This is a genomic window from Arsukibacterium indicum (assembly GCF_019100565.1).
Lineage (GTDB): Bacteria > Pseudomonadota > Gammaproteobacteria > Enterobacterales > Alteromonadaceae > Alishewanella > Alishewanella indicum.
Genome location: NZ_JAHRID010000007.1, coordinates 107,063 through 133,543, shown reverse-complemented (window position 1 = coordinate 133,543; position 26,481 = coordinate 107,063). Strand labels below are relative to the sequence as shown.

19 protein-coding genes are annotated in these 26,481 nt (G+C 51.1%); 9 read left to right on the top strand and 10 right to left on the bottom strand.

The window, feature by feature from the left end:
- Entirely contained in the window at window positions 1–564 is a 564-nt protein-coding gene (locus KQY15_RS14640) for a LemA family protein (RefSeq protein WP_217670451.1), read from the top strand.
- Here KQY15_RS14640 and KQY15_RS14635 read toward each other — a convergent pair.
- Genes KQY15_RS14635 through KQY15_RS19190 form a run of 4 tightly spaced genes read right to left on the bottom strand, consistent with a single transcriptional unit; the run spans window position 556 to window position 4,147 of the window.
- Window positions 556–2,337, bottom strand: coding sequence for an amidohydrolase family protein (locus tag KQY15_RS14635; protein ID WP_217670449.1), 1,782 nt, complete (start codon window positions 2,335–2,337; stop codon window positions 556–558). The genes KQY15_RS14640 and KQY15_RS14635 overlap by 9 nt on opposite strands.
- Window positions 2,337–3,080: an ABC transporter permease gene (locus KQY15_RS14630; protein ID WP_217670447.1), complete on the bottom strand. Its 744-nt coding sequence runs from the start codon at window positions 3,078–3,080 to the stop codon at window positions 2,337–2,339. The genes KQY15_RS14635 and KQY15_RS14630 overlap by 1 nt, the downstream gene beginning before the upstream one ends.
- Window positions 3,077–4,012: an ABC transporter ATP-binding protein gene (locus tag KQY15_RS14625; protein ID WP_217670445.1), complete on the bottom strand. Its 936-nt coding sequence runs from the start codon at window positions 4,010–4,012 to the stop codon at window positions 3,077–3,079. Before KQY15_RS14625 ends, KQY15_RS14630 begins: the two co-directional genes overlap by 4 nt.
- 3 nt (window positions 4,013–4,015) lie before the next feature.
- Entirely contained in the window at window positions 4,016–4,147 is a 132-nt protein-coding gene (locus KQY15_RS19190) for a hypothetical protein (protein WP_302850352.1), read from the bottom strand.
- A 202-nt stretch (window positions 4,148–4,349) separates the two neighbouring features.
- Here KQY15_RS19190 and KQY15_RS14620 point away from each other — a divergent pair, with 202 nt between their 5' ends.
- The 3 genes from KQY15_RS14620 to dgt all read left to right on the top strand — a co-directional run bounded on the left by KQY15_RS14620 (window position 4,350) and on the right by dgt (window position 7,785).
- Window positions 4,350–5,441 (top strand): sensor histidine kinase, encoded by a 1,092-nt coding sequence (locus tag KQY15_RS14620; RefSeq protein WP_217670443.1) that lies wholly within the window; start codon window positions 4,350–4,352, stop codon window positions 5,439–5,441.
- Complete coding sequence (locus KQY15_RS14615) at window positions 5,438–6,034, top strand: response regulator transcription factor (protein WP_217670441.1); 597 nt, start codon at window positions 5,438–5,440, stop codon at window positions 6,032–6,034. Before KQY15_RS14620 ends, KQY15_RS14615 begins: the two co-directional genes overlap by 4 nt.
- Before the next feature lie 281 nt (window positions 6,035–6,315).
- Entirely contained in the window at window positions 6,316–7,785 is a 1,470-nt protein-coding gene (gene dgt / locus KQY15_RS14610; RefSeq protein ID WP_217670439.1) for a dGTPase, read from the top strand.
- Between the two features lie 23 nt (window positions 7,786–7,808).
- On the opposite strand, the gene KQY15_RS14605 is transcribed toward dgt, so the two are convergent.
- Entirely contained in the window at window positions 7,809–9,599 is a 1,791-nt protein-coding gene (locus KQY15_RS14605) for an alpha/beta hydrolase (protein ID WP_217670437.1), read from the bottom strand.
- A 138-nt stretch (window positions 9,600–9,737) separates the two neighbouring features.
- Here KQY15_RS14605 and KQY15_RS14600 point away from each other — a divergent pair, with 138 nt between their 5' ends.
- From KQY15_RS14600 to KQY15_RS14590, 3 genes are all read left to right on the top strand, one after another.
- Window positions 9,738–11,846 carry a winged helix-turn-helix domain-containing protein gene (locus tag KQY15_RS14600; RefSeq protein WP_217670435.1) on the top strand — a complete coding sequence of 703 codons (2,109 nt, stop codon included), beginning with the start codon at window positions 9,738–9,740 and terminating at the stop codon, window positions 11,844–11,846.
- Window positions 11,847–11,931: 85 nt separating this feature from the next.
- Entirely contained in the window at window positions 11,932–12,483 is a 552-nt protein-coding gene (locus tag KQY15_RS14595) for a DUF3617 domain-containing protein (RefSeq protein WP_217670434.1), read from the top strand.
- A 24-nt stretch (window positions 12,484–12,507) separates the two neighbouring features.
- On the top strand, window positions 12,508–13,500 hold the full coding sequence (locus tag KQY15_RS14590) for an aldo/keto reductase (RefSeq protein ID WP_217670432.1): 993 nt from the start codon (window positions 12,508–12,510) through the stop codon (window positions 13,498–13,500).
- 1 nt (window position 13,501) lies between these two features.
- Here the strand turns inward: KQY15_RS14590 and KQY15_RS14585 are convergent, their stop codons facing one another.
- From KQY15_RS14585 to KQY15_RS14570, 4 genes are all read right to left on the bottom strand, one after another.
- Window positions 13,502–15,151 carry a methyl-accepting chemotaxis protein gene (locus tag KQY15_RS14585; RefSeq protein WP_217670430.1) on the bottom strand — a complete coding sequence of 550 codons (1,650 nt, stop codon included), beginning with the start codon at window positions 15,149–15,151 and terminating at the stop codon, window positions 13,502–13,504.
- A 160-nt stretch (window positions 15,152–15,311) separates the two neighbouring features.
- The gene (locus tag KQY15_RS14580) at window positions 15,312–16,319 is read right to left on the bottom strand and encodes a LacI family DNA-binding transcriptional regulator (RefSeq protein WP_217670429.1); all 1,008 of its coding nucleotides are present in this window, start codon (window positions 16,317–16,319) and stop codon (window positions 15,312–15,314) included.
- Between the two features lie 20 nt (window positions 16,320–16,339).
- Window positions 16,340–17,701 carry a glycoside-pentoside-hexuronide (GPH):cation symporter gene (locus KQY15_RS14575; protein WP_217670427.1) on the bottom strand — a complete coding sequence of 454 codons (1,362 nt, stop codon included), beginning with the start codon at window positions 17,699–17,701 and terminating at the stop codon, window positions 16,340–16,342.
- Between the two features lie 36 nt (window positions 17,702–17,737).
- Complete coding sequence (locus tag KQY15_RS14570) at window positions 17,738–19,096, bottom strand: GH1 family beta-glucosidase (protein ID WP_217670425.1); 1,359 nt, start codon at window positions 19,094–19,096, stop codon at window positions 17,738–17,740.
- A gap of 157 nt (window positions 19,097–19,253) precedes the next feature.
- On the opposite strand from KQY15_RS14570, the gene KQY15_RS14565 reads away from it, so the two are divergent.
- Complete coding sequence (locus KQY15_RS14565) at window positions 19,254–20,543, top strand: sugar MFS transporter (RefSeq protein WP_217670423.1); 1,290 nt, start codon at window positions 19,254–19,256, stop codon at window positions 20,541–20,543.
- Window positions 20,540–23,113 (top strand): glycoside hydrolase family 3 N-terminal domain-containing protein, encoded by a 2,574-nt coding sequence (locus KQY15_RS14560; protein ID WP_217670421.1) that lies wholly within the window; start codon window positions 20,540–20,542, stop codon window positions 23,111–23,113. The genes KQY15_RS14565 and KQY15_RS14560 overlap by 4 nt, the downstream gene beginning before the upstream one ends.
- 361 nt (window positions 23,114–23,474) lie before the next feature.
- Here KQY15_RS14560 and KQY15_RS14555 read toward each other — a convergent pair whose 3' ends face one another.
- Window positions 23,475–26,480, bottom strand: coding sequence for a TonB-dependent receptor (locus KQY15_RS14555; RefSeq protein WP_254795740.1), 3,006 nt, complete (start codon window positions 26,478–26,480; stop codon window positions 23,475–23,477).
- Window position 26,481 lies beyond the last annotated feature (1 nt).

The following is a 26,481-nucleotide window of genomic DNA, read 5'->3' as shown; positions in this document are numbered from 1 at the left end:
ATGACAACTGGCATCATTATCGGCGTAATTATCTTACTGGCAGTGTTTGTGGTGGTGATTTACAACGGCATTATTACCCGGATGAACGCTGTTGAGCGTGGCTGGGCTAATGTGATAACCCAGGAACGGCAGAAAAATAAAATGATCCCGCATCTGGAGCAGGTAGTGGCGCAGTTTCAGGTGCATGAAGCCGGTTTACAAACCCAGATTGCCGAGCTACGCAGCGGCATCGCTAAATTGCACAGCGATAACATTGACGCCAGCCAGTTAGAGCAGGTAGAAAGCAAAACCAAAGATCTGATGCAGGGTTTAAATATCGCGGTAGAAGCCTACCCGGAATTAAAAGCCTCAGAGGTATTTAATAACCTGATGCGCGAAATTGCTGAGCAGCAGGAAAACATCGGCGCTGCCATCCGGATTTTTAACCAGAACGTGGAAGACTTTAACAACGGTATTGAAGTATTCCCAAACTCACTGGTTAATGCCAGCCTGAATAAAAAAAGCCGGGTTACGCCCTTCCATGACAGTGAGGCAGAAGCCGGCTTTGAATATAAGTTAAAGTAGCGTTATCTCATCCAGCTCGAAGCTGAACTCGCCCTGCGGGCCGTTCCATAACAGCATACTGACCGCGTCGGTATTAAGGCCACTAAATGCCGACAATGGCACCTCGATAGTTTGCCAGTCAGCACTGACCGTAAAGTGGTGACTAACGGGCATAAAGCTGCCGGCTGAAAACGCATCCAGCCGATACTGGCCCGGCGTGCCGCGGATCTTAAAGCGGATAGCACTGATATCGCTGAAATCACTGCCATTTTCCATATTGTTGCCTGTTTGCCAGGCCACCCCGGCCCAGGGGTAAGCAAAGCCAGGCCGGATAACACCCTCTACCGCTAACACACCTTGCTGCACAACGATCTCTGCAGACGAATTACCCTGCATCATGCTGTCGCTGCTGGCAGCGAAACCACCGCTGTGAGCACTTAAGTCCGTATTAAAATCAGCTATCAGTCCGCCCGCCATTTTTGCAGTTTCTGCGGGCAGCTCCGGCTGATGTAACCAACCATTTTTCCAGATGGCTTGCGGTGCCAGCAACGTGGTGAGATCGGCCATCGGATCTTTAGCCAGCAACACCATATCTGCTTTATAGCCAGGCCGCAGATACCCTACCTGTGACAGGCCAAATGCCTTGGCAGGAGCCGAGCTGGCGCTCTGTAATACTTTTAACACCGGCACGCCGGCACGCTGCAGTAGCACCATTTCAACGATTAAACTGACGCCGTGAGCGGTATTAGGATTGGGTGCATCAGAGCCGGCCAGCAACAATATTCCGGCATCTGCCATCTGTTTAGTATTATTTGCTAATAACTGGTATCGGTCTGCCGGGATTGGCGAATGGCTGAACCGCTCGGTTAAGCTGCTTATCGCGGCAGGCGTAAGCGCAGCTGGCGGGGCATTCAACAACAATTCCTCATTTATTTTACCGGCAAGCATACCCTCCATTACCGCCATAGTCGGGATAATAAAGCGCTGCTCCGAGGCCGTCAGCTGTAGTAATTCGTTGCTTACCGGCTCACTGAAAAAGCTATGCACCAGGCCATCAGCCCCCGCCGCGATGGCCTCTTCGGCCGACGGTAAATCTGCAATATGCACTACAGCCAATACGCCCTGCGCTTTGGCCTCGGCAATTACTGCGGTAAGGGTCGCCAGGTCAATCGAAGGCCTGAAACGCCGCAACGCTTTATCAGAGGTATAGACAATTTTGATAAAATCAGAGCCCTCTTTAAGTCGCGCTGCCACAAACTCACTGGCCTGGCCGGCATTTTCGATAACCGGAATGGCTCTACCGTACTGGGTACCATGGCCTTTGGCTGCTGTAACCAGGGTGCCTGCACCGTAAATATCTGCCTTGTTTGTTTGAGCCGTGCTGGCTCTGGTGGCCTTCTGCGCTGCCAGAAACTGATGGTCGCCAAACATATCCAACACCGTAGTGACGCCGAAATTCAGTGTCTGCTCAAGTGCATCGCCCCAGACATGAACGTGTGCATCAATCAGCCCCGGTATCAGCCACTGGTTGTTACCGTCCACCCAGGGCAACGCACTGTCTGGTTTATTCAGGTACAGTTGCTGCACCCGGCCGTTTGTTATTTCGGCAAAGCGCTCATCGCGCCACTTTTCGCCATCAAACAGCTTTACCGGCCCGAGAATAAAGCTGTTGTCTGTTAGCTCTGCCGGGGAGGCTGCAGTCAGCTCTGGTGCCGCCTCTGACTCGGGCTCTGGTAGCAGCAGAAAAAACATTACCAGCAAAGCCGCAATTATCATAACTACCAGCTTTTTCATTATTTAGCTCCTGTATAGCGACGAAAGACAAGCACACATAATCCCATCAGCACCGCGGTGGTCAACCCCAGTATAACCAGATGCAGCAGCGGCTGGCCCTGATCCATTGCCAGCAATTTCAAACCCAGTTGTGACAGATGATAACTTGGCCATACCCAGGCAAGTTGTTGTAAAAACTGGGGTAACAGGTGTATTGGCAACCATAAACCAGATAAAAAAGCCATTGGCAGGTACAACAGGTTAACCACCCCGGGGGCTGCTTTGTCACTGAGGGTTAAACCCAGTAGTAAGCCAATCAGGGCGAAAGGCACGGTACCTGCCAGCAACAACAGCGCTAACCCCAGCCACTGGCCTTGCTCCAGTCGAACGTCGCCAAAAACAGCAGCAACACTGAATAACAACACAATAATTAGCATGGCAAACACCAGACTGGTGGCCATTTTTGCCAGCAGATAAGCACTGACCGGCATTGGTGACAGACGCTTTAAGGTTAACCAGCCCTGGGCGCGATCGCTGGCAATATTCATAGCAAAATTAAACATCGCCGGCCCCATAATGCCAAAACAACTGTAAGTCACCAGCATATAGGCAGCATGGCTGCTGCCAGCCGGGCTGAACAACACCCCGAAAAACAGATAAAACACCACTGGAAAAGCCAGTGCCGGCAACACAAAGCCCGGCGTGCGCCAGGCACTGACCAAATCGTACCAGGCTTCTTTTTGATATATCGCTACGCTACTCATGCGGCTTGCTCCTTATTTGCGCTGCGCTCAGCAGATTGTGCGGTTAGTTGTAAAAACGCCTGCTCTAATGCCACTGGCCGTACTTCCAGCTGGCTGACAGCGCCATCCTTGTCAAGTAATGCTTTGACTGTTTGTTCGGCATGGCTGCTGTGCAGCGTTATTACCCCCTGCTGTCTGCTAAGCTGCAATGCGCCAGGCAGTGCCAGTAACTCAGCATCAGTTAAGCTACTGCAACATTGCACCACTTTGTACCGGGTTAACTCTTTCAGTTGCTGTGGGCTACCATTGGCAATAAACCGGCCCTGATGCAGCACCATAATCCGGTCGGCCAGCTGCTCTGCCTCTTCCAGATAATGAGTGGTCAACACCACAGCCACCCCTTGTTGTTTTAGCTGGCGGATTTGCTGCCATAAATTGCGCCTGGCTTCCACATCCATACCCAGGGTAGGCTCATCCAGAAATACCAGCTTCGGTTTGCCGGCCAAAGCCAGAGCAAACAGCAAGCGTTGTTTCTGGCCTCCTGACAACCGGCCAAACCGCACTTTGGCCTGTGCCTGCAAACCGGCCAGTTTTACCAGCTCTGCCGCGCTATAACCGTTATCGTAATAGCTGCTGAACAAATCACACTGCTCGGCTACCGTTAAATTGGCGCTGAGGCTGCCAATTTGCATCATCACCCCGCATTGCTGGCGCAATGCCATACTACGGTTAGTGCCTTTTTGAGGCTGTCCCAGCAGCTGTATTTCACCGCTATCGGTGCCGATAAGCCCTAAAATAGCCGAAATAAGCGTAGTTTTGCCTGCACCATTAGGGCCAAGAATACACAGCACTTCGCCCGCGTCCAGGATCAAGTCAACGCCGGCCAGTACCGTTTTACCGGCAAAACGTTTCACCAGTCCGGTTACCTTTAATTGTGTTTGCAACGCGCTCATTGCTTACTCCTGCCCGGTTTGTGCTAAAAACTGGCTAGTTTGCTGATTCAGCCACTCTGGCGCATCTGCCATAAATACGTTGACAGTGCTCTGCAACACGGCCAGTGTTAAAATCTTCAAATTTGCTGCTTTCATTTTTGACTACCCCGTTAGTGCTCTAAGTGTTTGTGAATGTTTAATAATGAGGTTGTCAGGATAAATGTGGAGGCGTTCAGGTGCAGGTAATGATTGTCACCAATTGCGGATGACAACTGTCATACGACACTGTGACCTTTGTCACTGGCATAACCCCCTGTTGCTTATTACACTGGCAATCAGAACAGGTCGGGAGAAGTAGATGACGTCATTCGACAAACTGGAAAGTAAACTGAGCTGGGTTTATCTGATAAACCTTATTTTCTATATTATTCCGCTATTTACAGTGAGTTTTGCGCCGTGGCAGTACCTTAGTATGGTCATGGCATTGCTGTTGTTTCTGGGTTGCTATTTCTGGGCTTATCGTTGTAACCGCCACACCATACACTGGCCCATTGCTGGCATTGTGCTGGTTGCCGCCTTAATTACTCCGGTGAACCCGGGCTCCATTGCCATGTTTGCCTATGCCGGCTTTTTTATCGGCTTTGCTTATTCGTTACGTCGTTATCTGCTACTAATGTCACTGTTAATTACCTTACTGATTCTGCTAAAGGTTTTTCTGACTATTCACTGGAACCTGTTTTTAGTGATGGGCATTCCGATTGTGCTGGCGGTGAGCTTTCTGGGTCGGGCAGAGCAGGCGAAACTACGCCATCGTCTGGCCGAACAGCAAAGTGAAGATGAAGTTAAACAGCTGGCTACCATGGTTGAACGGGAACGGATTGGTCGTGATTTACACGACATTCTTGGCCATACCTTATCCAGCATTATTTTAAAGGCAGATTTGGCAGAAAAGCTGCTGGCAAGGCAGCAAACTGAAGCAGCACAACAACAGTTAACCGAATTAAGTGAGATTGCCCGCGACGCCCTGAGCCAGGTGCGGCAAAGTGTATCGGGCTACAAGCACCAGGGGCTGACTGCGGAGGTGGCTAAACTACTTAGCAGGCTGCGCGATGCCGGCTTTGCGGCAGAGTTAAGTGGAGAAATCCCAGAATTGGATAACCGCCGGGAAACGGCAGTAGTGCTGGCACTTACTGAACTGGTGACCAATGTGATGCGCCATAGCCAGGGAGACCACTGCCAGCTGCGCTTTACCGAACAAGCTGATACCTTGCATATTTATTTAAGCGACAATGGTCAGCAAGCCGACGTAAAAGAGGGCAATGGTATTCGCGGCCTGCGTGAACGTTTAGCGGCGATTAATGCAACCCTTACTTTGCAGCATCAACAGGGGCTGACCGCCACGATTAAGCTGCCCCGGCAACCTATCATGTTACAGGAAGCAACCGAATGAACATTTTACTGGCTGAAGATCAGGCCATGGTCCGTACTGCCTTGGCCAGCCTGTTGCGACTTGAAGCGGGCTTTGAGGTTACTGAAGCCGCTGACGGTACGGCAGCATTAGCGTTATTAAAAAATCAGGGCTTTGATTTGCTGCTAAGTGATATTGAAATGCCCGGCTGCAGCGGCATTGAGCTGGCGCAGCATGTGCAGCAACAGCAACTGCCAACTAAAGTAGTGATCATTACTACCTTTGGCCGGGCTGGTTATGTTAAACGGGCGATGGACGCCGGCGTTGGCGGTTTTTTATTAAAAGATGCACCGGTAGAACAGCTGGTGCAGGCCATCCAGCAGGTTATGGCCGGTAAAAAAGTGGTCGACAGCGAGCTGCTGTTAAACTCGCTGGGTGAGCAAGACCCGCTAAGTGAGAAAGAGCGTCAGGCGCTGCGCCTGGCAAGCGAAGGCAAAAGCACCAGCGAAATTGCCGCAGAGCTTTATATTGCCGAGGGCACTGCCCGCAATTACTTATCTGAGGCAATCAGCAAACTGCACGCCGCCAATCGAATCGACGCCGCAAGGATTGCCCGGCAGAAAGGCTGGTTGTGATTAAAAACAGGTTAGATTAAAAGCAACCGGTTAACCCTAAGCCAACCGTTGAAGCCCTGGACGGGCGGATAAATTCGTCAGGAACGAATTTAAACAGCCTTGCTGGCCCGAAGGGTAAACTTCATGGATGAAGTTTATAAACGAGACCCCAGGGATGGGTTTACGGCGTGTTGGCGTGGGTTAACCGGTTGCGACGTCACCCGCCTGACTAAGCAAAAGCTTTACAGCAAGACGCGTTTTACGCCACACTGCTGTCATTTGCTAGCAAAGCAGGCTTTTTCATGGATTTTCGCACTAAAATCAAAGCCGACAGACCACTTCAAAGCCGCAGTGGCCACTTGCAAAGCGCGCTGGAAAGCGACCGGGGCCGGATTATTAATTCTGCAGCCGTGCGGCGGCTGCAGCAAAAAACTCAGGTATTTCCACTGGAGCGCAATGCCGCCGTGCGCAGCCGGCTAACCCATTCGCTGGAAGTGCAGCAAACCGGTCGCTTTATTGTGCAAACTATCTATAAGCAGTTAAGTGATGAACAGCAAACGCAATATGGCTTAACCGGCTTAGAACGGCCCATTGAATCGCTGGTAGAAATGGCCTGCCTGCTGCACGATGTTGGTAACCCACCATTTGGCCATAACGGTGAAAGCGCAATTAATCATTGGTTCAGCCAGACAATACCGGAGCTAAACCGCTGCCATCAGCTGGCAGACAACACGTTATGGCAAACCTTATGCTGTGAGCTTACCCAGTTTGAAGGCAATGCCCAGGCTATCCGGCTGGTTCATAGCCTGCAGCGGATGAACCTGACCTTTTCGCAAACCGCATGCATTTTAAAATATACCCGGCTCGCCAGCGCCCGCAAACCAGAGAGCAGCCACCCACAAAGCTATTTGCAGAAAAAACCCGGCTATTATTTTGCTGAACAGAGTTTTATCGAAAACCTGTGGCAAGCGCTGGAGACGACGCCCGGCAACCGCCACCCGCTTACTTATATTATGGAAGCCGCTGATGACATTTCTTACTGCCTGGCGGACTTGGAAGACGCGGTAGAAAAGGGTTTATTCAGCCTGCCCGAGCTGGCGCAGCAACTCAATCTGGCGTTTAATAAACTGGAGCCAGAGGGCCGGCTGATTGCCACGCACAGTGGTGCCAGTGAAAGTTTTTCGGCGTTGGTAAAAGCCGCGCTGGATAAAGCTGCTGCCGAACCCATTAACAAAAGCTCTGAATTTTTTATTAAGCTTAGGGTTGGCATGATCCACCCGTTGGTACGCCATGCGGCAGAGCAATTTATTGCCAATATCGATGCAGTTTATCATGGCAGCTTAAACCGGGCGTTACTGGAAGATGGCAGCCAGTATCATGCAATTACCAGCACGTTTAAGCAGGTAGCCCGCCAGTTTGTTTTCAACCAACCCGAGGTGGAAACCCTGGAACTGCAGGGCCAGCGCATTATTGCCGGCCTGCTGCAAAGTTACCAGCCGTTACTGCTGTTAGCGGCTACAGACTTTACCGCCGTGCTGGCGAACCAGGGCTACCAGTTTGGCCGTGAACAGCGGCTGGCGCACCGCCTGCCAAATAAACATGTTGCAGCTTATCAACTGGCAGTTGCGGCTATCGACGACAATGCCAACTGCAGCGACAATAGCGCGCTTGAGCTTTACTACCGCTGCCGGCTATTGCAGGATTTTATCAGCGGTATGACCGATCACTTCGCTTTTGATGAGTATCAAACGCTGGTGCAATGCGCTAACTAATTAGCCGCTATGCTGTTAAGCACTCAAGGCAATTGTAACTGGGCGAATAACCAGTCCAGTGCTGCTTTAATTTTTTCCGGTTGCTCCAGCGCCACCAGGTGGTCACTGTTGCTTAGTACAATATACTGGCCGTTTGCCAGCTCCGCCTGCTGCTGATTCCAGCTGTTACTTTCCTGCTGCCATAAGAGCAACTGTTCAGCGTTTTCCGGGTTGGCATCAATTTGCGCCTGCTCAAAATCGGTATCGATAACCGATACCGGTATTGCAGTTAACATAGGAAGGGCTGCATAGGCATTTAAATCGGCGGTGTAGGCCGCAATTTCCCTGGCCCGGCTTTGCTGGTGACGAATCAACAGGCGCTGCTGACTGATTAAATCAAAATATTGCCAGTCCATCAGCGGGTTGTCGCCCACCAGGCTTTTAATATGGCTGCGCTCAGCCTGAAGTTTATCAGCTGTGCGCTCTGTCCAGGCGCCGCTTGCCAGATGCGGAATCAGCGCCTCCAGGTTGGCCAGATACCAATCGGCCGGATAGCCCTGATAAATACTTAGTGAGTTGGCTAATGGCACATCCGGATCAATGTATAGCATGGCTTTAATATCGATAGCCTGATGATGGTTTTCATAGAACAAACGCGCGCTGATACTGGCACTGGCCATCGCGACTATCACAACCTGCTGTTCATTTACCGTTTGCAGAACCGCGGCTAAATCGTCTGCAAATCGCCGGTACGACACGTCGTCGGCAGCATCACTAAAGCCATTGCCCAGCCTGTCTATACTGTACACCCGGTATTTGTCAGCCAGCACGGGTTGCAACAGGCTGAACCAGGCGCTGTCACTATGATAGTTCTCATTGGGCCCGGCCAGCAGCACGACCGCTGGGCCCGCATGTTGCTCACCCATCAACCTTACATGAAAACGCTTGTCGTCAACTTGCACGACCTCGGATGCTTCCGGCAAGCGCGGCGTATCCAGCTGCTGAAAAAATGTCAGAATTTCAGCAGAGGTATCGAACGGGCTAAACGTCCATTGATGCTGACCTTGCTTAATGCTGAATAACTCAGCTTTTTGTGCGCCATTGCTGTAACTGAGCAACTCAACCTGATCTGCCGCCAGCGTTTGGCGCTGGGCCAGCGGTAAACTGTTATTCAGACTGGCAAAGCGGGCAATTGCCTGCGGCGCAGACACCAGACCGAAGTTGGAGTGGGTGTAGCCATTGTAGGGCAACACGGAATCGTTTTTGCCCATTACCATCATGATCGACACGGGTTCCGCTGGCGCACAGCTTTGCCACAACTGACCTGACATTGGCGCCGCCACTACCGCAAATGCTTTAAAACGGCTGCTGCGATTACAGGCCAGATTCTGGGTAAACAAACCGCCCTGCGAGAAACCAGCGGCATAAATTTCATCCTGGTTAACCCGGTGCTTCGCGCTGATATCGGCAATAACCTGATCAACAAAGCCCAAATCGTCAATACCCAGCCGGTTGGCAATATTGCAATTACACCCCTCGTTCCACTCTATGGTACCGGCTTGCGGATAAGCGACAATATAGTCGTTGCTGTAACTGCTAAAGCCTGCGGTACGCTGCATGTCTGCACTGGAACCACCTGAACCATGAAACGCCAGCAATAACTTATAATCCTGCTCTGGCCGGTAGCCGGCTGGCAACACCAGGGTGTACTGACGATCAGCCAGTTTTATCACATTGCTGTCTGCTGGCTCACTATCGCTGCCGCCACAGCCTGTCAGTTGCACCGCTAACAATAGCGCTGACAGCAACAACAAAAATCTTAGTTGTAATTTCATATTACTTTCCTGTTAACATAAAGTCGCCAGTTAAGCTAAGTGCCCCTGACACCATTGGCGATAAGGGGCAGCTGATGAATTTGTGATGAAAAGCTTACTGCATTTTTCTGCAATAAATACAAGGGGTTGCACTACAACATGAATAAACAGCAATGGCAGCTGGGCCAGCTGATATTTGATCCGCAACGGCGTACCCTGCAGCTGAATAGCCAACACTGCACCCTGGAACCACGACAGGCAGAGCTGCTGTTGTTTCTGGCCCGGCACGCCGGCGAGCCGGTCAGTCGCGAGCAACTTATAAATGAAATCTGGGATGGCCGGGTGGTAAGCGAGAGCGCCATAAACCGTGCGGTGAGCTTATTGCGAAAAGCCTGTGCCAGCCTGGACCCGGAAACCGACTATATTGCTACCATTCCTAAACTGGGCTATTGCCTGGTACCTGCGGCCAGCTTAATACAGCCAGTAACGGATACCGCTTCCAAGCTAAATGAACTGCCGGCTCAGCCAGATAAGACCCCGCAGCCTTTTGCCACCGACAGCACCACAGCCCGGCCAGCAGGCCCTGCTGGCAGCAGAGTATCCTGGCTGATTAGTGCGCTTCTGCTTGCAGTAATAGCATTAAGCTTGGCCTGGCTTAAAACAGTGCCTGCTGTCAGCACTGTAGCGGATAAGGTGCTGATCCCCGAACCGGTAACCAGCTTTGACGGTGCTGAATTTGATATCAGCAGCAGTGACGACGGCCAGCTGTTGTTCCACCGGCGGGATGCGAACGGGAAAATTCAGTTTTGGCTGCGCAGTGAGCAGCAGGACAAACCGCTTATTGCGGCAGCGGTCCAGGCGCTTAATGGCAGTATCAGCCCGGATGGAAACAAGCTGGTGTACCGCAGATTGGATAACGGGCAATGTCAGATAATGCTATTACCATTGCGCCCGGTCGCGCCAGAGCGCCAGTTGTTTGATTGTGCATCAGACAGTGTATTTGAAGCCGCCTGGAGCCCGGACAGCGAATACTTTTTTTACCGGCTACGCCAGAACAAAACCCGGCCTTATCTGGTATATCGTTATCAGCTTGCCACCGCCAATCAGCAACAACTCACCCTGGCCGACCCGGCCAGTTTTAACGGCGCTATCGCTTTGGCCGTTGCTGCCGATGGTGGGCAACTGGCAATAGCCAGTTACCTGACAGCACAGCGCAGCCGGCTAAGTTTGTATCAGTTGGCCGATAGCAAGCCGCCGCAACTGCACCACACTACTGATCTGGATATTAACGTAGTGGATTTAAGCTGGCCGGCCGGCCAGTCACTGATCCTCGCTGCCAGCAACCAACTATTTACCCTGGCGGCTGATTTCAGTCTCAGCCACTATTTCTATTCGCAGCAGCAAGTTAATTCGATAACCAGTACCGGACAGCAGCTGTTTTTTGCCAGCCAGCAGCAGCAAGCCGATATTTGGCGCAAACCGCTGGCTGATGACGGCGGCGACGAGTCTGCCACAGCGCATATTTACAGCTCACGGCTGGACCTTTTACCCCGGGTTAACCAGCAGGATACCGAGCTGCTGTTTCTGTCTACCCGCCAGGGCATTCATCAGCTTTGGCGCAAACCTTACAATGGCCCGGAACATATGCTGGCCGCGATCCCGGCACCGGCGGGTTTTATCAGATTTGGCTGGTCCAATGATCAACGCAGTATTTTTTTCAGTCAGCAAGGGGCGGTGTATCAACTGGAACTGGCCGATGGCCATGGCGGCCAGTTAAGCCAGGTATTTTCTGCTGAACATCAGGCCTATGTGGTTAACCATGGCAATGATAATAACAGCCTGATTTACAGCAGTAATAAAAGTGGTGACTGGCAACTGTGGCGCTATCAGTTGCAAGGCGCAGAACACCAGCAGCTAACAACGCAGGGCGGTTACAGTGGATATCAGCTTGGCGATATGCTTTATTACAGCAAGTTTCATCAGGATGGTTTATGGCAGCTGGACCTGGCCAGTGGTGAAGAGCAGCTGCTACTGGCCGATTTTGACAAAGTTAACTGGCTGAACTGGCAATTGCAGGGTGAGAGCATTATTTATTATCAGCCGGGCGCTGGCATTTTTCGTAAACCGCTGGCCGCTGATGCCAAACCTGAACTACTGCTGGCAGATAGCCCGGAGCTGGTTCATCACTACAGCGTTAGCAGCCGGGCAATATATTTTGTGAAACGCCAGCCCCCGCAGGGTGACATTTATCGGTTACCGCTACCCTAAGCTGGAGACTTTGCGGTTTTCGCTGTTAGCTTCTATGCTTGCAGTTTGTTTCAGTAGTCTTGTTTAACCGTCATGGAGGATTATCATGCAAGATTGTAAAAAACAGCGCCAACCCATTCTGACCACTTTTTTCTGTGCTGCTCTCACGGGCATAAGCCTGCCCGGCAATGCCGAAACCCTGATCCTGGATGTTGAACCCGGCTTATGGCAACATAGCTTCAGTATTAAAACCGCCAGTGGTGAACTGGAACGCGCCATGCAGCAGCTTGAACAGCAGCTGGCAAGCATGCCGGCAGCCCAGCGGCAAATGATGGAAAAAATGATGGCCAGTCAGGGCATGTCTTTCGATTTAAAAGGCAGTTCAGTGCAGGTTTGCCTGACCCAGCAGCAAATTGATCAGGGCCAGCTGCCACAGCAGGATGGTTGTCAGCAGCAAATTAACCAGACTGGCGACAACAGTTATCGTTTTTCCTTCAGTTGCGATACTAACCCACCGACCAGTGGTGAAGGTGAAATGACCTTTAGCAGCCGCAAAGCCTATAGTGGCAATGCCAGTTTTACTACTGAAGTAAATGGCAAAGCCGAACAGATGACCATGCAACAAAGTGGTAAGTGGCTAAAAGCTGATTGCGGCTGATTTTGATGTTTTACAGGAACAGCTATGCCCGGTACCAACACAACCCAGAACAGTTATCCGCTGGCCAATCAATTGCGCCAGCACAGCCCTTTGGTATTTGGCTGTATGAATTTAGGCGGCGGCTGGAACAAAAATCCGCTGTCAGCCGCCGACATCAGTGAAGCGAATCAAATCATTGACGCCGCCCTTGACGCAGGGATCCGGATTTTTGATCACGCCGACATTTATACTTTCGGCAAAGCCGAACAGGTGTTTGGTAAAGTATTGGCACAGCGGCCGGAATTGCGTCAGCATATGTCTTTGCAGTCAAAATGTGGCATCCGCTTTGCCGACGATATGAACCCACAGCGTTATGATTTTTCTGAGCAGTGGATAATAGAGTCGGTTAATAATATTTTACGCCGGCTACAAACCGAACAGCTGGATATCCTACTGTTACATCGGCCGGACCCGCTGATGGAGCCCGCAGAGGTTGCGTCTGCTTTTGCAAAGCTGACGGCCAGCGGCAAAGTAAAACATTTTGGCGTCTCGAATATGCAGCAACATCAGATGGCGCTGCTGCAAGATTCGGTGCTCGAACCTTTCATCGTTAATCAACTGGAATTAAGCTTAAGTCATCTGGCCTGGCTGGATGAGGGCACAACAGCAGGCTGCAGCGGCCAGCCGCCGGCTAATTTCAGCAGCGGCACCATCGAATACTGCCGTCGCCATAACATTCAACTGCAAGCCTGGGGCAGTTTAAGCCAGGGCTTATTCAGTGGCAAAGATATCAGCCAGCAACCATCTCATGTGCAGGTAACGGCAAAGCTGGTGCAGCAGCTGGCAGCCGAGTATCAGGTATCCAGTGAAGCAATAGTGCTGGGCTGGCTAATGCGCCACCCTGCCAATATTCAACCGGTAATCGGCACCACCAGTATCAATCGGATTAAAGCCTGCGGTCAGGCGCCGGATGTGCGGTTAAGCCGCGAACACTGGTACGCACTGTACCTTAGCGCCCGCGGCAGTGCCCTGCCGTGAATTAATCGGTTTTAAACCGGCTGACCTGGCCATTTAGCCCGGTTGCTACCTGCTGCAGTGCGGCCACCGCGCCGCGGTTTTGCTTCAGCGTCAGCGTGGTTTCACGCGACATCGTCGCAATTTGCTCAATATGCCGGGCAAGCTCAGATACTGCAGCAGATTGTTCGTTGGTTGAGCGGGATACATCCCGGACATTATGCAGCGAGTCTTCTGCCTGTACGCGAATTTGCTCCAGCATCGTTGCCGCCTGATTTGCCAACGCCAGCCCCTGCGCAACCCGTGGCGCCGAGGTTTCCATCCCCACGACTGCTTGCTGGGTTTCATCCTGAACTAACTGAATCATACCGGCAATTTCGGTAGTAGCCTTGCTGGTGCGCTCAGCCAGCTGTCTCACTTCATCTGCTACCACTGCAAAACCACGGCCAGACTCGCCGGCCCGGGCAGCTTCTATTGCAGCATTTAATGCCAGAAGATTAGTTTGCTCTGCAATACTACGGATAACCCCGGCAATGCCGGCAATATCTTTTGAGCGCTGCTGCAAACTGCCAATCTGGCTGGCAGATTGCTGAACGGTTTCAGCAACCACACCGATTTCTGTTGCCGCTTCTTTTACCAGTTTTGCGCCCTGCGCCGACAGTTCAGCGGTTTTTTCTGAATTTTGTTCAGTCAGCCGCACGGTATTGGCTACCTCATTAAGACTAACTGTCATCTCTTCAATACTCGCCGCCGACGCTGTTGATGAAGAAGCTTGTAACTCGGATGCCTGCAACGCTTCTTTTGACGCTAAATCCAGCTCACCTGCTTGCACCGATACCGTATTGGCTGCACCGATAACCTCTTTTAAAGTTTGGCGCAATTGCTGCTGCATTCTGGCAACAGCCGCCAACATACTGTTTGGCTGACTGTCTTTAATTTGCGTTGTCAGATCGCCACCTGCTATCTGGCTGACTATTTCTGCTGTCAGTGCAGGCTCACCGCCCAGTGAATTGCGCAAATAGCGACTGATATACCAGGCAGTTACTCCTCCAATGACAATAGCAAATAAAGTCAGCATCACCATCGACAGCGCAAAGGTTTCTGCCACATCGCGGGCATAGGCAGTAGCCTGCTGGTTTTTCTGCTCCTGAAAATCAATAAATGCATTGATACTGGCAAGCCAATCCACAAAAGCAGGACTCATCTGCTGCAATAGCAGTTGCTGTGCCGCAGCCTGCTGGCCTTGCTGGCGTAACCGGACCACCTCTGCAGCTAATGGTTGTGCCCGCTGCTCAACCGTATGAATAGTATCCAGTAAGCGACGTTCAGCCGCACTGATGTCAACACTGGCCTGAAACAACTGGTCCATTGGCTGGCGAGATTGCTGGTAAAAGGTTTGTAACCGCTCAATGTCATTAAGAATGGCCGGCAGATCCGCCGGGTTTGGCACCAGGGTAATATCGCGCAGAGCAATGGCTCTGTCGTGTACGCTACCGCGAAAGTTAATGGCATAGCGCTGCTTGACTGAATTGACTTCAGTTATTTCAGTCAGCGTCTTATTTATCTGACTTACCCGCTGCACGCCAAATAAGGTCAGAGCCACCATTAACAACAGGACCACTCCAAATCCCAGAGCCAACCGCATTGCGACGGTCATTGCCTGCGCATTCTGCATAACTGTTCCTCTACTGCAAACGCGCAACATGCACGTTAAACCACACACTATACGTTGTTGCTTTAATCAAAACTAATGAATTTAACTATAAAGATTGAACGAAGTAATCGATTAAATCAGCAGCAATTGTGCGCTATGTCATTCTGCAGCTGACGATGGCTTAGGTATTGGCTGCTTCTGCCACGGAGTCGCGTGGTATAAGGTGAGGATTAAATACCTGCTGCACGTCAATATTGCTTTGCTGGTATACCTTTTTCAGCACCCAGCGGGCGGCCATATGGCCCATGGCGCTGACCGGATAGTCGATAGTGGATAGTTTCGGATAGGTGTAATAAGCAAAATTAACGTTATCGAAACCCATTACTGAGAAATCAGCCGGCACTTCGTAACCCAACTCACGGGCCGCGGTCAGCGCACCTGATGCCATTTCATCATTAGCGCACACTATTGCACTGAATGGCCGGCCACTTGCCAGTAGCGCCTGTAATCCTTTACTACCGCCGGTTTCCCGGAAGTCACCTTCAAAAAACAACGCCTCGTCAGCGGTTAACTGATATTCAGCCAGTGCCCGTTGGTGGCCATGAAAGCGATCGCGGGCGTCGGCTTTCCACATTGGCCCGGCAATATAACCAATATGACGGTGACCTTGTTGCAGCAAATGGCGGGCCGCCAGATAACCACCCAGCTCATTGTCCAGACTGATACAACGGTCGGCCAGCGCCGGCACCTGGCGGTTTAGCAATACAAAAGGCGTTTCTTTTTTACTTAAATCGATTAAAAACTGGTCGCTTACTGCCTCAACATGCAAAATAAGCGCATCACAATTACGGCTACGCAAAAAATCGATACCGTCCTCTTCAGTAGCCCGCTCACTGTGCCCGGCAGCAATAATTACATGCTTGCCTGCCGCCCGGAATTCCGCTTCTATACCTGTCAGCATTTCGCCATAAAAAGGACCGTGTAATTCAGAAACCAGAATACCAATGCTGTTAGAACGGCTAGAGGCCAGCGACTGCGCGATAGAATTAGGCCGGTAACCCAATTGTTCCATGGCCTGCAACACTTTATTGCGGGTAGCTTCACTTACCCGCACGTTGTTGTTCATGACCCGGGAAACAGTAGCCAGCGATACACCAGCTAATTCAGAGACTTGGTAAATGGTCGCCATGGTTTGCCTGTACTCTTAAATTAGGCATTTACTTTAACATGCTCTGGCGCGCTATCACCAGATTGCTGTGCCAGTTGCCGGTGAATATCCAATACCCGCCCGCTACTAAGCCGGTACCGGGTCATCACCAGTGCCACCAGTATCGAGCCAATGGCTGGTAACAGGGTAAAACTGAGCAAAATACCCTGCTGTGCCTCAGTACTTTGCACAGTATCAGCCTGATAGCCAAAGCCGGCCAGCAGCCAGCCAGCCAGGGCGCCACCTAAAGCCAACCCCAGCTTGATAAAAAACACGATTGAAGAATATACCAGACCAGTGATCCGAACCCCGGTTTTATAATGGCCGTAATCAACGGTATCGGCCATTTTAGCCCATAGTAGCGGCGTGGCCATTTGTAAAAAGAAGCCCCATAAAAAATACAACGCGAAGGCCAGAACCAGTTGTTGCGGGCCAATAAAAAAGCTGACAACACAAATAGCAGCCGAGATAAACTGTAAGCCAATGTAAGCTTTTACTTTATCAATATAACGGCTAAGCCACTGGGCTACAGCGCAGCCAGCAATATTGCCAAGCATGCCAAGGGTAATAAAGGCGGTAATTAAATCTTCCCGGCCGAGAAAATATTTCACATAGTAAATAGCCAGGGTGGTACGCAGCACCATGCCGGTAAGCAGAAAAAATGCGGCCACAGATAAAATGCGCCACTGATCGTTCTGCCACAAAGAACTGAAGCTGTTACGCAGGGTTAACTGCTGATTAGCCGGGGCATGCACCCGCTCGCGGGTACCGTAAAAACACAGCAAAAACAAGATTAAACCCAGCACACTCATAGCGGCGATGGTTAGCTGATAGCCCCTGGCATTATCACCATTGCCAAAGTAGTTTACCAGCGGCAAGGTACAGGCTGTGACCAGCAGGCCGCCCAGCATGCCGAACACAAAACGATATGATTGCACTGACACCCGCTCAGATGGATCAGCAGTTAGCACGCCACCCAGTGCCGAGTAAGGAATATTAATGGCGGTATACGCCAGCATTAGCAGAGTATAGGTGGTAAAGGCATATATCACTTTACCATTGGCAGATAAATCAGGCGTGGTAAACGCTAACACACTGCATAACGCAAACGGCAATGCCAGCCACAACAAATAGGGCCGGTATTTGCCATGCCTGCTTTTGGTTTTATCAGCCAACGCACCCATCAGCGGATCGGTCACCGCATCAATAATCCGAACCAGCAGAAACATACTGCCAACCACTGCCGGAGAAATACCAAATATATCGGTATAAAAAAAAGTTAAAAACAACATGACCGTCTGAAACACGATATTGCTGGCGGTATCGCCAAGGCCATAGGCCACTTTTTCTTTTTTTGTCAGCATGCTAACCCCATGATGGCGCGTTAATTTTATTTATTGTTATTTGTTAGCAATCTTATTGTCGGTAGCCATGCGGCTGGCAAAACAGTCGCGCAACGCCAACGCACTGGCTTTTAAGGTGCGCTGCTGAGTCGCATAATCAACATAGACTATACCAAACCGTTTGGCATAGCCTTCGGCCCATTCAAAATTATCCATCAGGCTCCAGGCAAAGTAACCATCGATGCGCATGCCGGCAGTTATTGCATTATCTACTGCCTGCAGATGCTGCTGAAAATAGGCAACCCGCTCAGTGTCCTGTATCTGGCCATGCTGCAGGGTATCGGGCATAGCCGCGCCATTTTCGGTGATATACACCGGCGGCAACGTATAACGTTTATTAATATCCAGCAATATCTCTGTCAGCCCCGCCGGATAAATTTCCCAACCCATATCAGTAAGTGGTGGCGCAGTCGGCGGTACGTCGCTGAACCAACCTTTACCATTGTCGCGATATACCGTGCGGGTATAGTAATTAACTCCCAGAAAGTCGAGTGGCTGGGCAATAATTGCCATATCGCCAGCCGCAATTTCCGGTTGCTCTGTTACCGGCAGCTGGCTGAGTAATTCCGGGTAACGCCCCTCTATTAATGGCTGAATGTACCACTGATTATGATACTGATCGGCCATCCGGGCTGCCCGGATATCGGTTTCGCTGCTGCTGGCAGGATGGCAGGGGCTGAAATTCAGCACAATGCCATTCAGTGCCTGCGGGGCGTTACGGCGTAACACCTGTATTGCCAGTCCATGTGCCAGTAATAGATGATGGGCGACCTGCCGGCCCTGCTTGCGGTTTTGCACACCCGGCGCATGAATACCCGCCTCATAACTTAAATAGGCACTGCAAAATGGCTCATTTAAGGTGGCATAGGAATACACTTTTTCAGCAAAAGCCTTGCTGATTACGTCAGCGTATTCTGCAAATTTATAAGCGGTTGCCCGGTTTAACCAACCACCTTCGTCTTGCAGGTACTGCGGTAAATCCCAGTGATACAGCGTGACAAACGGCTTGATGTTGCGCTCATTCAATGCGTCCAGCAATTGCTGATAGAACGCCAACCCTTCTGTGTTAACACTACCGTCGGTGTTTATTACCCGGCCCCAGGCAATAGAAAAACGGTAAGCATCAACGCCTAGTGAAGCAATAAGCTCAACATCTTCACGCCAGCGATTGACATGATCACAGGCAGTCAGGCCATCAGAGCCGTCTTTAATCCGGCCCGCCTCAGCACAAAATGTATCCCAGATACAGGGCAAGCGACTGTCGGCAGCGCCTTCAATCTGAAACGAGGCCGTCGCCACACCAAAGGTAAAGTCGGGCTTAAGTAAGGCTGAATTGGCAGCTAAGGAGATTTTCATCAATTTGGCTATCTTCCGAACGTAAAGTTACTGGCAGCTGGACGACAAAAAATTTGCCAACAGCGTGATATATGCTATAAATGAAAGCGCTTACATCATACTAGACGGCTCTCGCCAGCACGTCAATAAAAAACACTATGCACCCGAGGGGGACAAGATGGCAACAACACCAATTCCAGTAGCGGCCGGGCTTAGCGCCGGTGGTAGCCAAGGCAATTACCGCTTTGCGCTTACCGCCCTGACCTCGCTATTTTTTATGTGGGGCTTTATTACCTGTCTGAACGATATTTTGATCCCCTACTTAAAAATGCTGTTCGACTTAAGTTACACCCAGGCTATGCTGATCCAGTTCTGCTTTTTTGGCGCCTATTTTATTGTCTCGGTGCCGGCCGGTATGCTGGTCAGTAAAATTGGTTATAAATCCGGGATCGTTACTGGTTTGCTGATCGCTGGTGCCGGTTGTTTACTGTTTGTGCCGGCTGCAGCAATGCACGTGTATGCCATGTTTTTGCTGGCGCTGTTTGTGCTGGCCTCGGGTATCACTATTTTGCAGGTGGCGGCCAACCCCTATGTCAGCGTGCTGGGTCAACCGGAAACAGCTTCCAGCCGGTTAACCATGACCCAGGCATTTAACTCGCTGGGTACAACAGTAGCGCCGTTTTTTGGTGCCTGGTTAATTTTTGGTGGTCTGGACGCGCCAGAACCAGTTCCCGGTACTGTTACTGAATCGACCGTGCAGCTTCCATACCTGATACTTGCCGCCAGCCTGGTGCTGCTGGCCATCATATTTGCCTGGTTAAAACTGCCGGCAATGGGTAAAAAAGATCCTGCCGAAGCGTTGCCGTTGGGCGGTGAAGCCTGGAAACAACGCCATTTAATGCTAGGTGCGCTGGGTATCTTTGTGTACGTCGGCGCAGAAGTTGGCATAGGCAGCTTTCTGGTCAGTTATTTATCGATGCCGGAAATTGGCGGCATGTCAAAAGGTGCCGCCTCACACTATATTGCCTGGTATTTTGGCGGTGCTATGGTAGGTCGCTTTATCGGCGCTGTGGTAATGCAGAAAGTGAACGCAGGTAAAGTACTGGCGTTTAATGCTATTTGTGCAGTGCTATTGCTGGCATTAACTATTTTATCGTCCGGCAAACTGGCCATGTGGTCGTTACTGCTGGTCGGCCTGTGTAATTCTATTATGTTCCCGACCATTTTCAGTTTAGCCATTGCCGGGCTAAAACAATACACCAGTCAGGGTTCTGGCATTTTATGTCTGGCCATTGTTGGCGGTGCCATTTTGCCGCTAGTGCAAGGCTTACTTGCTGACAGTATGGGAGTGCAGCTGGCCTTTATTCTACCGTTGCTTTGTTATATCTACATTGCCTTTTACGGCTTAAACGGCTGCAAACCTCGTACCGTGGTATCGCCTGATTTCGCAGTTAAGGAACCGTTATGATTTTACAAAAACGCTCATTTAATTTTAAACCGGTACTTGTAGCGCTAAGCAGCAGCTTGCTGCTGGCAGCCTGCAGCAAGCCGGCACCGCCTGTCGTGGCAGACGAACCCCTAACCGTTGACAGCCAGCAGCCGGCGACAAATGTAAACCTCTGGCCGCAGCTTAACTTGCCGGTGGTGAAGGATCCTGCCATTGAACAAGCCATCACTGACTTAATGGCTGGCATGACCCTGCCACAGAAAGTCGCGCAGATGATCCAGCCGGAAATTCGCGATATTACCGTCGACGATATGCGCCAATATGGTTTTGGCTCCTACTTAAATGGCGGTGGCGCTTTTCCGAATGACGACAAATATGCCACCCCGGCCGACTGGATAGCACTGGCAGAAGCCATGTATCAGGCCTCGGTTGATAGCAGCCTGGATGGCAGCAGTATTCCAACAATGTGGGGCACCGATGCGGTGCACGGCCATAACAATGTTATTGGCGCAACGATATTTCCACATAATATTGGCCTGGGCGCAGCTAACAACCCGGCATTAATAGAACAAATAGCCAAAGTCACGGCTCGCGAAGTAATGGTAACCGGTATTGACTGGGTTTTTGCGCCCACCGTAGCGGTAGTACGTGATGATCGCTGGGGCCGCACTTATGAGGGTTATTCAGAGCATCCGCAAATTGTCCATGACTACGCTGCAGCTATTGTTAAAGGGCTGCAGGGTGCCGCAGACGGCGACTTTCTGGGTGATGATAAAGTGATCAGCACCGTTAAACACTTTGTGGGCGATGGTGGCACCACCGGCGGTATTGATCAGGGTAATACCGAAGTTACCGAGCAGCAATTATTTGATATTCACGCCCAGGGCTACGTAGGTGGGCTGCAGGCTGGTGCTCAGTCAGTAATGGCCTCATTTAACAGCTGGAATGGCAGCAAAATTCATGGTGACAAGTACTTACTCACTGACGTGCTGAAAGACCGGATGGGTTTTGATGGCTTTGTTGTTGGCGACTGGAATGGCCATGGCCAGATCCCTGGCTGTAGCAACGAGAATTGTCCGCAGGCAGCCAATGCCGGCCTTGATATCTACATGGTACCCACCGCTGCCTGGAAGCCGCTTTACCATAATCTGATTGCACAGGTTGAAGCCGGTGACATCAGTATGCAACGGGTAGACGACGCAGTACGGCGTATTTTGCGGGTTAAAATGCGCGCCGGTTTGTTCGATAAAGCCAGCCCGGCCAAGCGGCCACTTGCTGGTAAAACCGAATTAATTGGCGCCGAACAACACCGTGCCATTGCCCGCGACGCGGTGCGCCAATCGTTGGTATTGCTGAAAAACCACAACCAGTTATTACCGTTAAATCCAACACAGCGGCTGCTGGTTACCGGTGGTGGTGCAGACAATATTGGCCAGCAAGCCGGTGGCTGGACCATTAGCTGGCAGGGTACCGGTAACACTAACGCAGATTTTCCGGGTGGCAGTTCCATTTATGACGGTATAGCGCGCCAGGTAAAGGCAGCAGGCGGCAGCGTTGAGCTTTCAGCCGATGGCAGCTATCAGCAGAAACCTGATGTGGCTATTGTGGTATTTGGTGAAGAGCCTTACGCTGAGGGCAATGGCGATCTGGATAATCTGGAATATCAGCGCGGTAACAAGACAGATTTAGCTTTACTTAAAAAGTTAAAAGCAGAAGGCATCCCCGTGGTATCGCTGTTTATCAGCGGCCGGCCATTGTGGGTTAACCCTGAGCTTAATGCATCTGATGCCTTTGTCGCTGTATGGTTGCCGGGCAGTGAAGGCGAGGGTGTTGCCGATGTAATTCTGGCCAATGCCGATGGCACTGTGCAGTACGATTTTCACGGCAAACTATCGTTCTCCTGGCCAGCCAGCCCGCAGCAAACTGCGGTAAATTATGGCGATGCGGATTATCAGCCGTTGCTGCCTTATGGTTTTGGTCTGCGTTATGGCGATAAAGACGTATTGACCGGCGAGCTGTCAGAGCAGATAGAGCAGAACACCCAGTTAACTGAAATGGCTATTTTTGAGCGCTCACCCCGCTCGCCGTGGCAATTACAGCTGCAAAGTGGTAACCAGAGCGAAATGGTTGGCAGCAGTATTCAGCAATTGGGGGCTGTTAACAGCCGCACCTTTGACAAAGAAGTTCAGGAAGACGCCCGCCGCTTTGAGTTTGATGGCAGTGCCAGCGCTGCTTTTAGCTTCATCAGCCCCTTTCCGCGCGATTTAAGAGCCTATGCTGAAGCAGACAGTCAGTTAACAGTGCTGGTAAAGCGCCAGGGTGAAGTGCCAGCAACGGTTATGCTGGGCATGGCCTGTGGTGAGGATTGCGGCGGCAGGGTTAATATCAGCGAAGCACTGGCTGCCATGCCGGATGACCAATGGCAACCGCTGGCGGTAAATTTAAGCTGCCTGCAACAGCAGGGCATGAATCTGGGCCAGGTGTTTCAGGTGTTGTCAGTGCAAAGCAGCGGCAAGTTAACCCTGAACCTGGCTGATGCCAGAATAAGCCCTGTAGCCAACCAACAACACACAGTGGTGGCTTGCAAATAATGACCAGCTGTTAAAGTAAAACTTAAGGGCGCTCGCGGGCGCCCTTTTTTAAATCCTCTCAACTATCATTATATCCTCTGTACTGAGCTACTAAGACTGATACTAACGTAGAGAGGCACAGTGGCTGGTGTAGCCACTAATATTTGAGCAGAGGCAGGGTGGCTGGAGATACCTACTTCACCGCCTTCAAGGATCACATCCCTGTGCCCTTTCAGGCTCCGCGGCATCCATGCCGCTGTTACGTAAGCACTCCAGCCACCCAGCCCTTCCAGATAGGTGTCTAGGTTAAAATAAACATAAAAAAAGTGCCCGCAAGCGGGCACTAAACCGGAGTTACAACAGGGAGGGTACTAAAGTATAATCAATTGCCCATGGTGTATCTGACCCCAATGGCATACCGCGGGCCATATTGCGCAGCACTTAAGAACTGCCTTTCGAACCGGCCATAGCTTCGTTCGGTTTCATTGGTCAGGTTAATGCCTTCAAAGAATACCGTCAGGTTTTCATTAATATCGTAGTTAACGCTTAAATCCCACTGTAAGTATTCTTCAACATAATTAGGCGGCGCATCGGTTGTATCTGGCTGGCCCTGTCCCGCCAGATACTCATCCCGCCATGCGGCCGTTAACCGGACCGACAAGCCTTCTTTCTCGTAGAACACCTGCCAGTTGGCAGAGTTACTCAGACCCGGCAGAATCGCCTGTGCCGCCAGCACGAAATTATCGTACTCAACATCACCGTCAACCAGTGTGCCGTTTATTCCCGTACCGAAGCCACTGTCGCCAAACACGTGCTGTACCGCGAACTCCAGGCCGTTTACCTTCCTGGCACCGACGTTTTCAGGCGAGTTGATGGTCCACTCAATCAGCGGATCGGTAGCCGGGTCAGGTAACACACGGTTGTTTTCACCTATACCCACACCGTTGGCAACAATCTCATTATAAATGGCAGCATCAGTGGCCTGCTCGCCACGAGCCTGGATGGCAGCAACCGCATTATTCCAACGCTGGCCCTGATAAACGTCATGTAAGCCTTCGAAGGTGGTAGTAACTTGCGAGTTATCAATCCAATCGTCAACGTCTTTCCAGAACAGGCCTATGGCCGCATAGCTCGCATCGCCATAATAATATTCCAGCGACAGATCCAGGTTAGTTGACTCAAATGGCTTCAGGTTGGGGTTGCCCCGGCTGCCACTTCTGGCGCCTATCTTGGGTGAAGGCGTAAGGCTAAGGTTGCCAAGCATCTGCCCTAAGGTAGGCCGGGTAATGGTTTTGCCTGCAGAGAAGCGGCCAACCCAGTCATCGGTAATATCCACTTTGACGTCAAACATCGGCAACAGCAAGTCATAGTTACCGGTGAATTCCACCTCCACCAAATCACCGCCACCGGCGAACTGCGTCAGCCACTCTGATCCGCCGGCCCAGTAGACATATTCTGGTACACGGCTCTTGGCCGGGCTGACAATATCGGTTTCTTCATAGCGCAAACCGAGATTTACATCGACATAGTAACCTTTTACTTCAAATTCCCATTCCGTTGAAACATAGAGGCTAATCGTTTCTTCCTCTATGCGATTCACCGGGAACATGTCCGGCCCGAATGAGCCAATCACATATGCATCAGCGCCCAGCACATCTTCAGTCAGGAAAGCCATTTGGCGGATGATGGCTTCATCAATATCATAGGTATAGGCGTACCCGGGCGATACACCTTCTGGTCCGAATGAAAATTCATCCAGGAAGTTACTCAGATCAACCCGGGTAAACATGCTGTCCGGGAAGATTTCGGCAAAGGTGCCGTTGTTGAATCCCGGCGCATTGGCGTTGTTAGAGCCGCCAGACCCACTTAAAGATTGCTCAGTATAGGCCGCACCGAAAGAAACCCCCCTCAGGCCGTAACCGAGTTCAGGTAGCCAATTGCCGTCAAACTGATATTGGGTAACTTCTGATTCACCCGGAGTACGGGTGAAGATACTGAAGTTCGAACCGATTTCACTCGGGCTGAGTTCATTGCTGCCATTTAGCCACCTGATGTTGTAACCAGGGATCTCTCCCTCGCGGAAGAAATATTCCTTGGATGACAGCGCAGCAGAGCCCAGAATAACCCGCGCCTGCGCTCCTAAGCCCTTGTCCTTGCCATTGTCGGTGGTGGTTTTAGACGTATGAGCATCAAAGCTGAAATTTAATGCATCAGAAAACTCCCAGGCCACATTAAAACCAGTAGCTTTTGAATCTACCTCGGTGGTTTCCCTGAACCCGGTAAAAGAGCCGTCATCGCCAGATGAGTTGTAATAAATAGCTGTACCGTTTTCATCTAATTCATAAGCATTAGCGTTGCCACCAAAGGAACCGTTCCACACCCCCCAGGACAGCGAGTTGTTACCCGTAACAGCATTAGAGATGGTGTGGTCCAGCGTCAGGATCACATCGTCCGTTGCTGCAAACTGAAAGGTCACCTGGCCATTGGTTCGCTCACGCTGAATATCATCGCGGGCGAAACTGATTTCCTGCGGAAAGAAGGCTGCCGTAACAGGTTGTAAATCGCCATTGGCATCAGGTGCCCAGAACCGGGGAATAACCTCGCCGTTGGCATCAACCGGCCGGCCATCCACAATATCCGACGCATCCACCGACAAGGAAGGGTTTAACTGCCAGGAGCGAACATTGGCCGACTGCCGCTGGAAGTCTCTGCGATGGAAAGAGAAGTTCGCGGTGACACCGAAACGGTCATCCATAAAGGTGTTGCTGTAAATACCCGCTAATTCAGGCGTTACGTCGTCACCGGCTTTATTCGAGGAGTCATGCAGGCCCTTTGCCATAATCGAGTAACGCTCGCCCGGGTTCTGGAAAGGTTTAGCGGTAACAATATTAACCGTTGCGCCAAGACCGCCTGTTGGCACTTCTGCCCGGGCAGTTTTGTATACCTCTAACGCACTGACGCCTTCGGAAGATAAATTTTCGAAGTTAAAAGACCGGGTAAAACCTGTTCCGGCCATCTGACGACCATTCAGCGTAACCAGGTTGAATTCAGGACCAAAGCCCCTTACGGTGATCTGGCTGCCTTCACCATTTGCCCGGCTTACCGATACCCCGGTAATCCGCTGCAACGATTCCGCCAGGTTGGTGTCGGGGAATTTACCCATTTCCTCTGCTGAAATGGCATCCACTACACCCGACGCTTCGCGTTTCACGTCCATTGAACGCGCTAAACTACCGCGAATACCCTTAACCTGAATAATCTCAACATTGACGTCCTGCGCCTGCTCTTGCTCCGCTTCCTGCGCCTGTACCGGCATTAGCAAACCAGCTGTCAGTACAACAGATACGGCAATGGCAACCCTGCTTTTATTAAATAATATTGGTTTCATA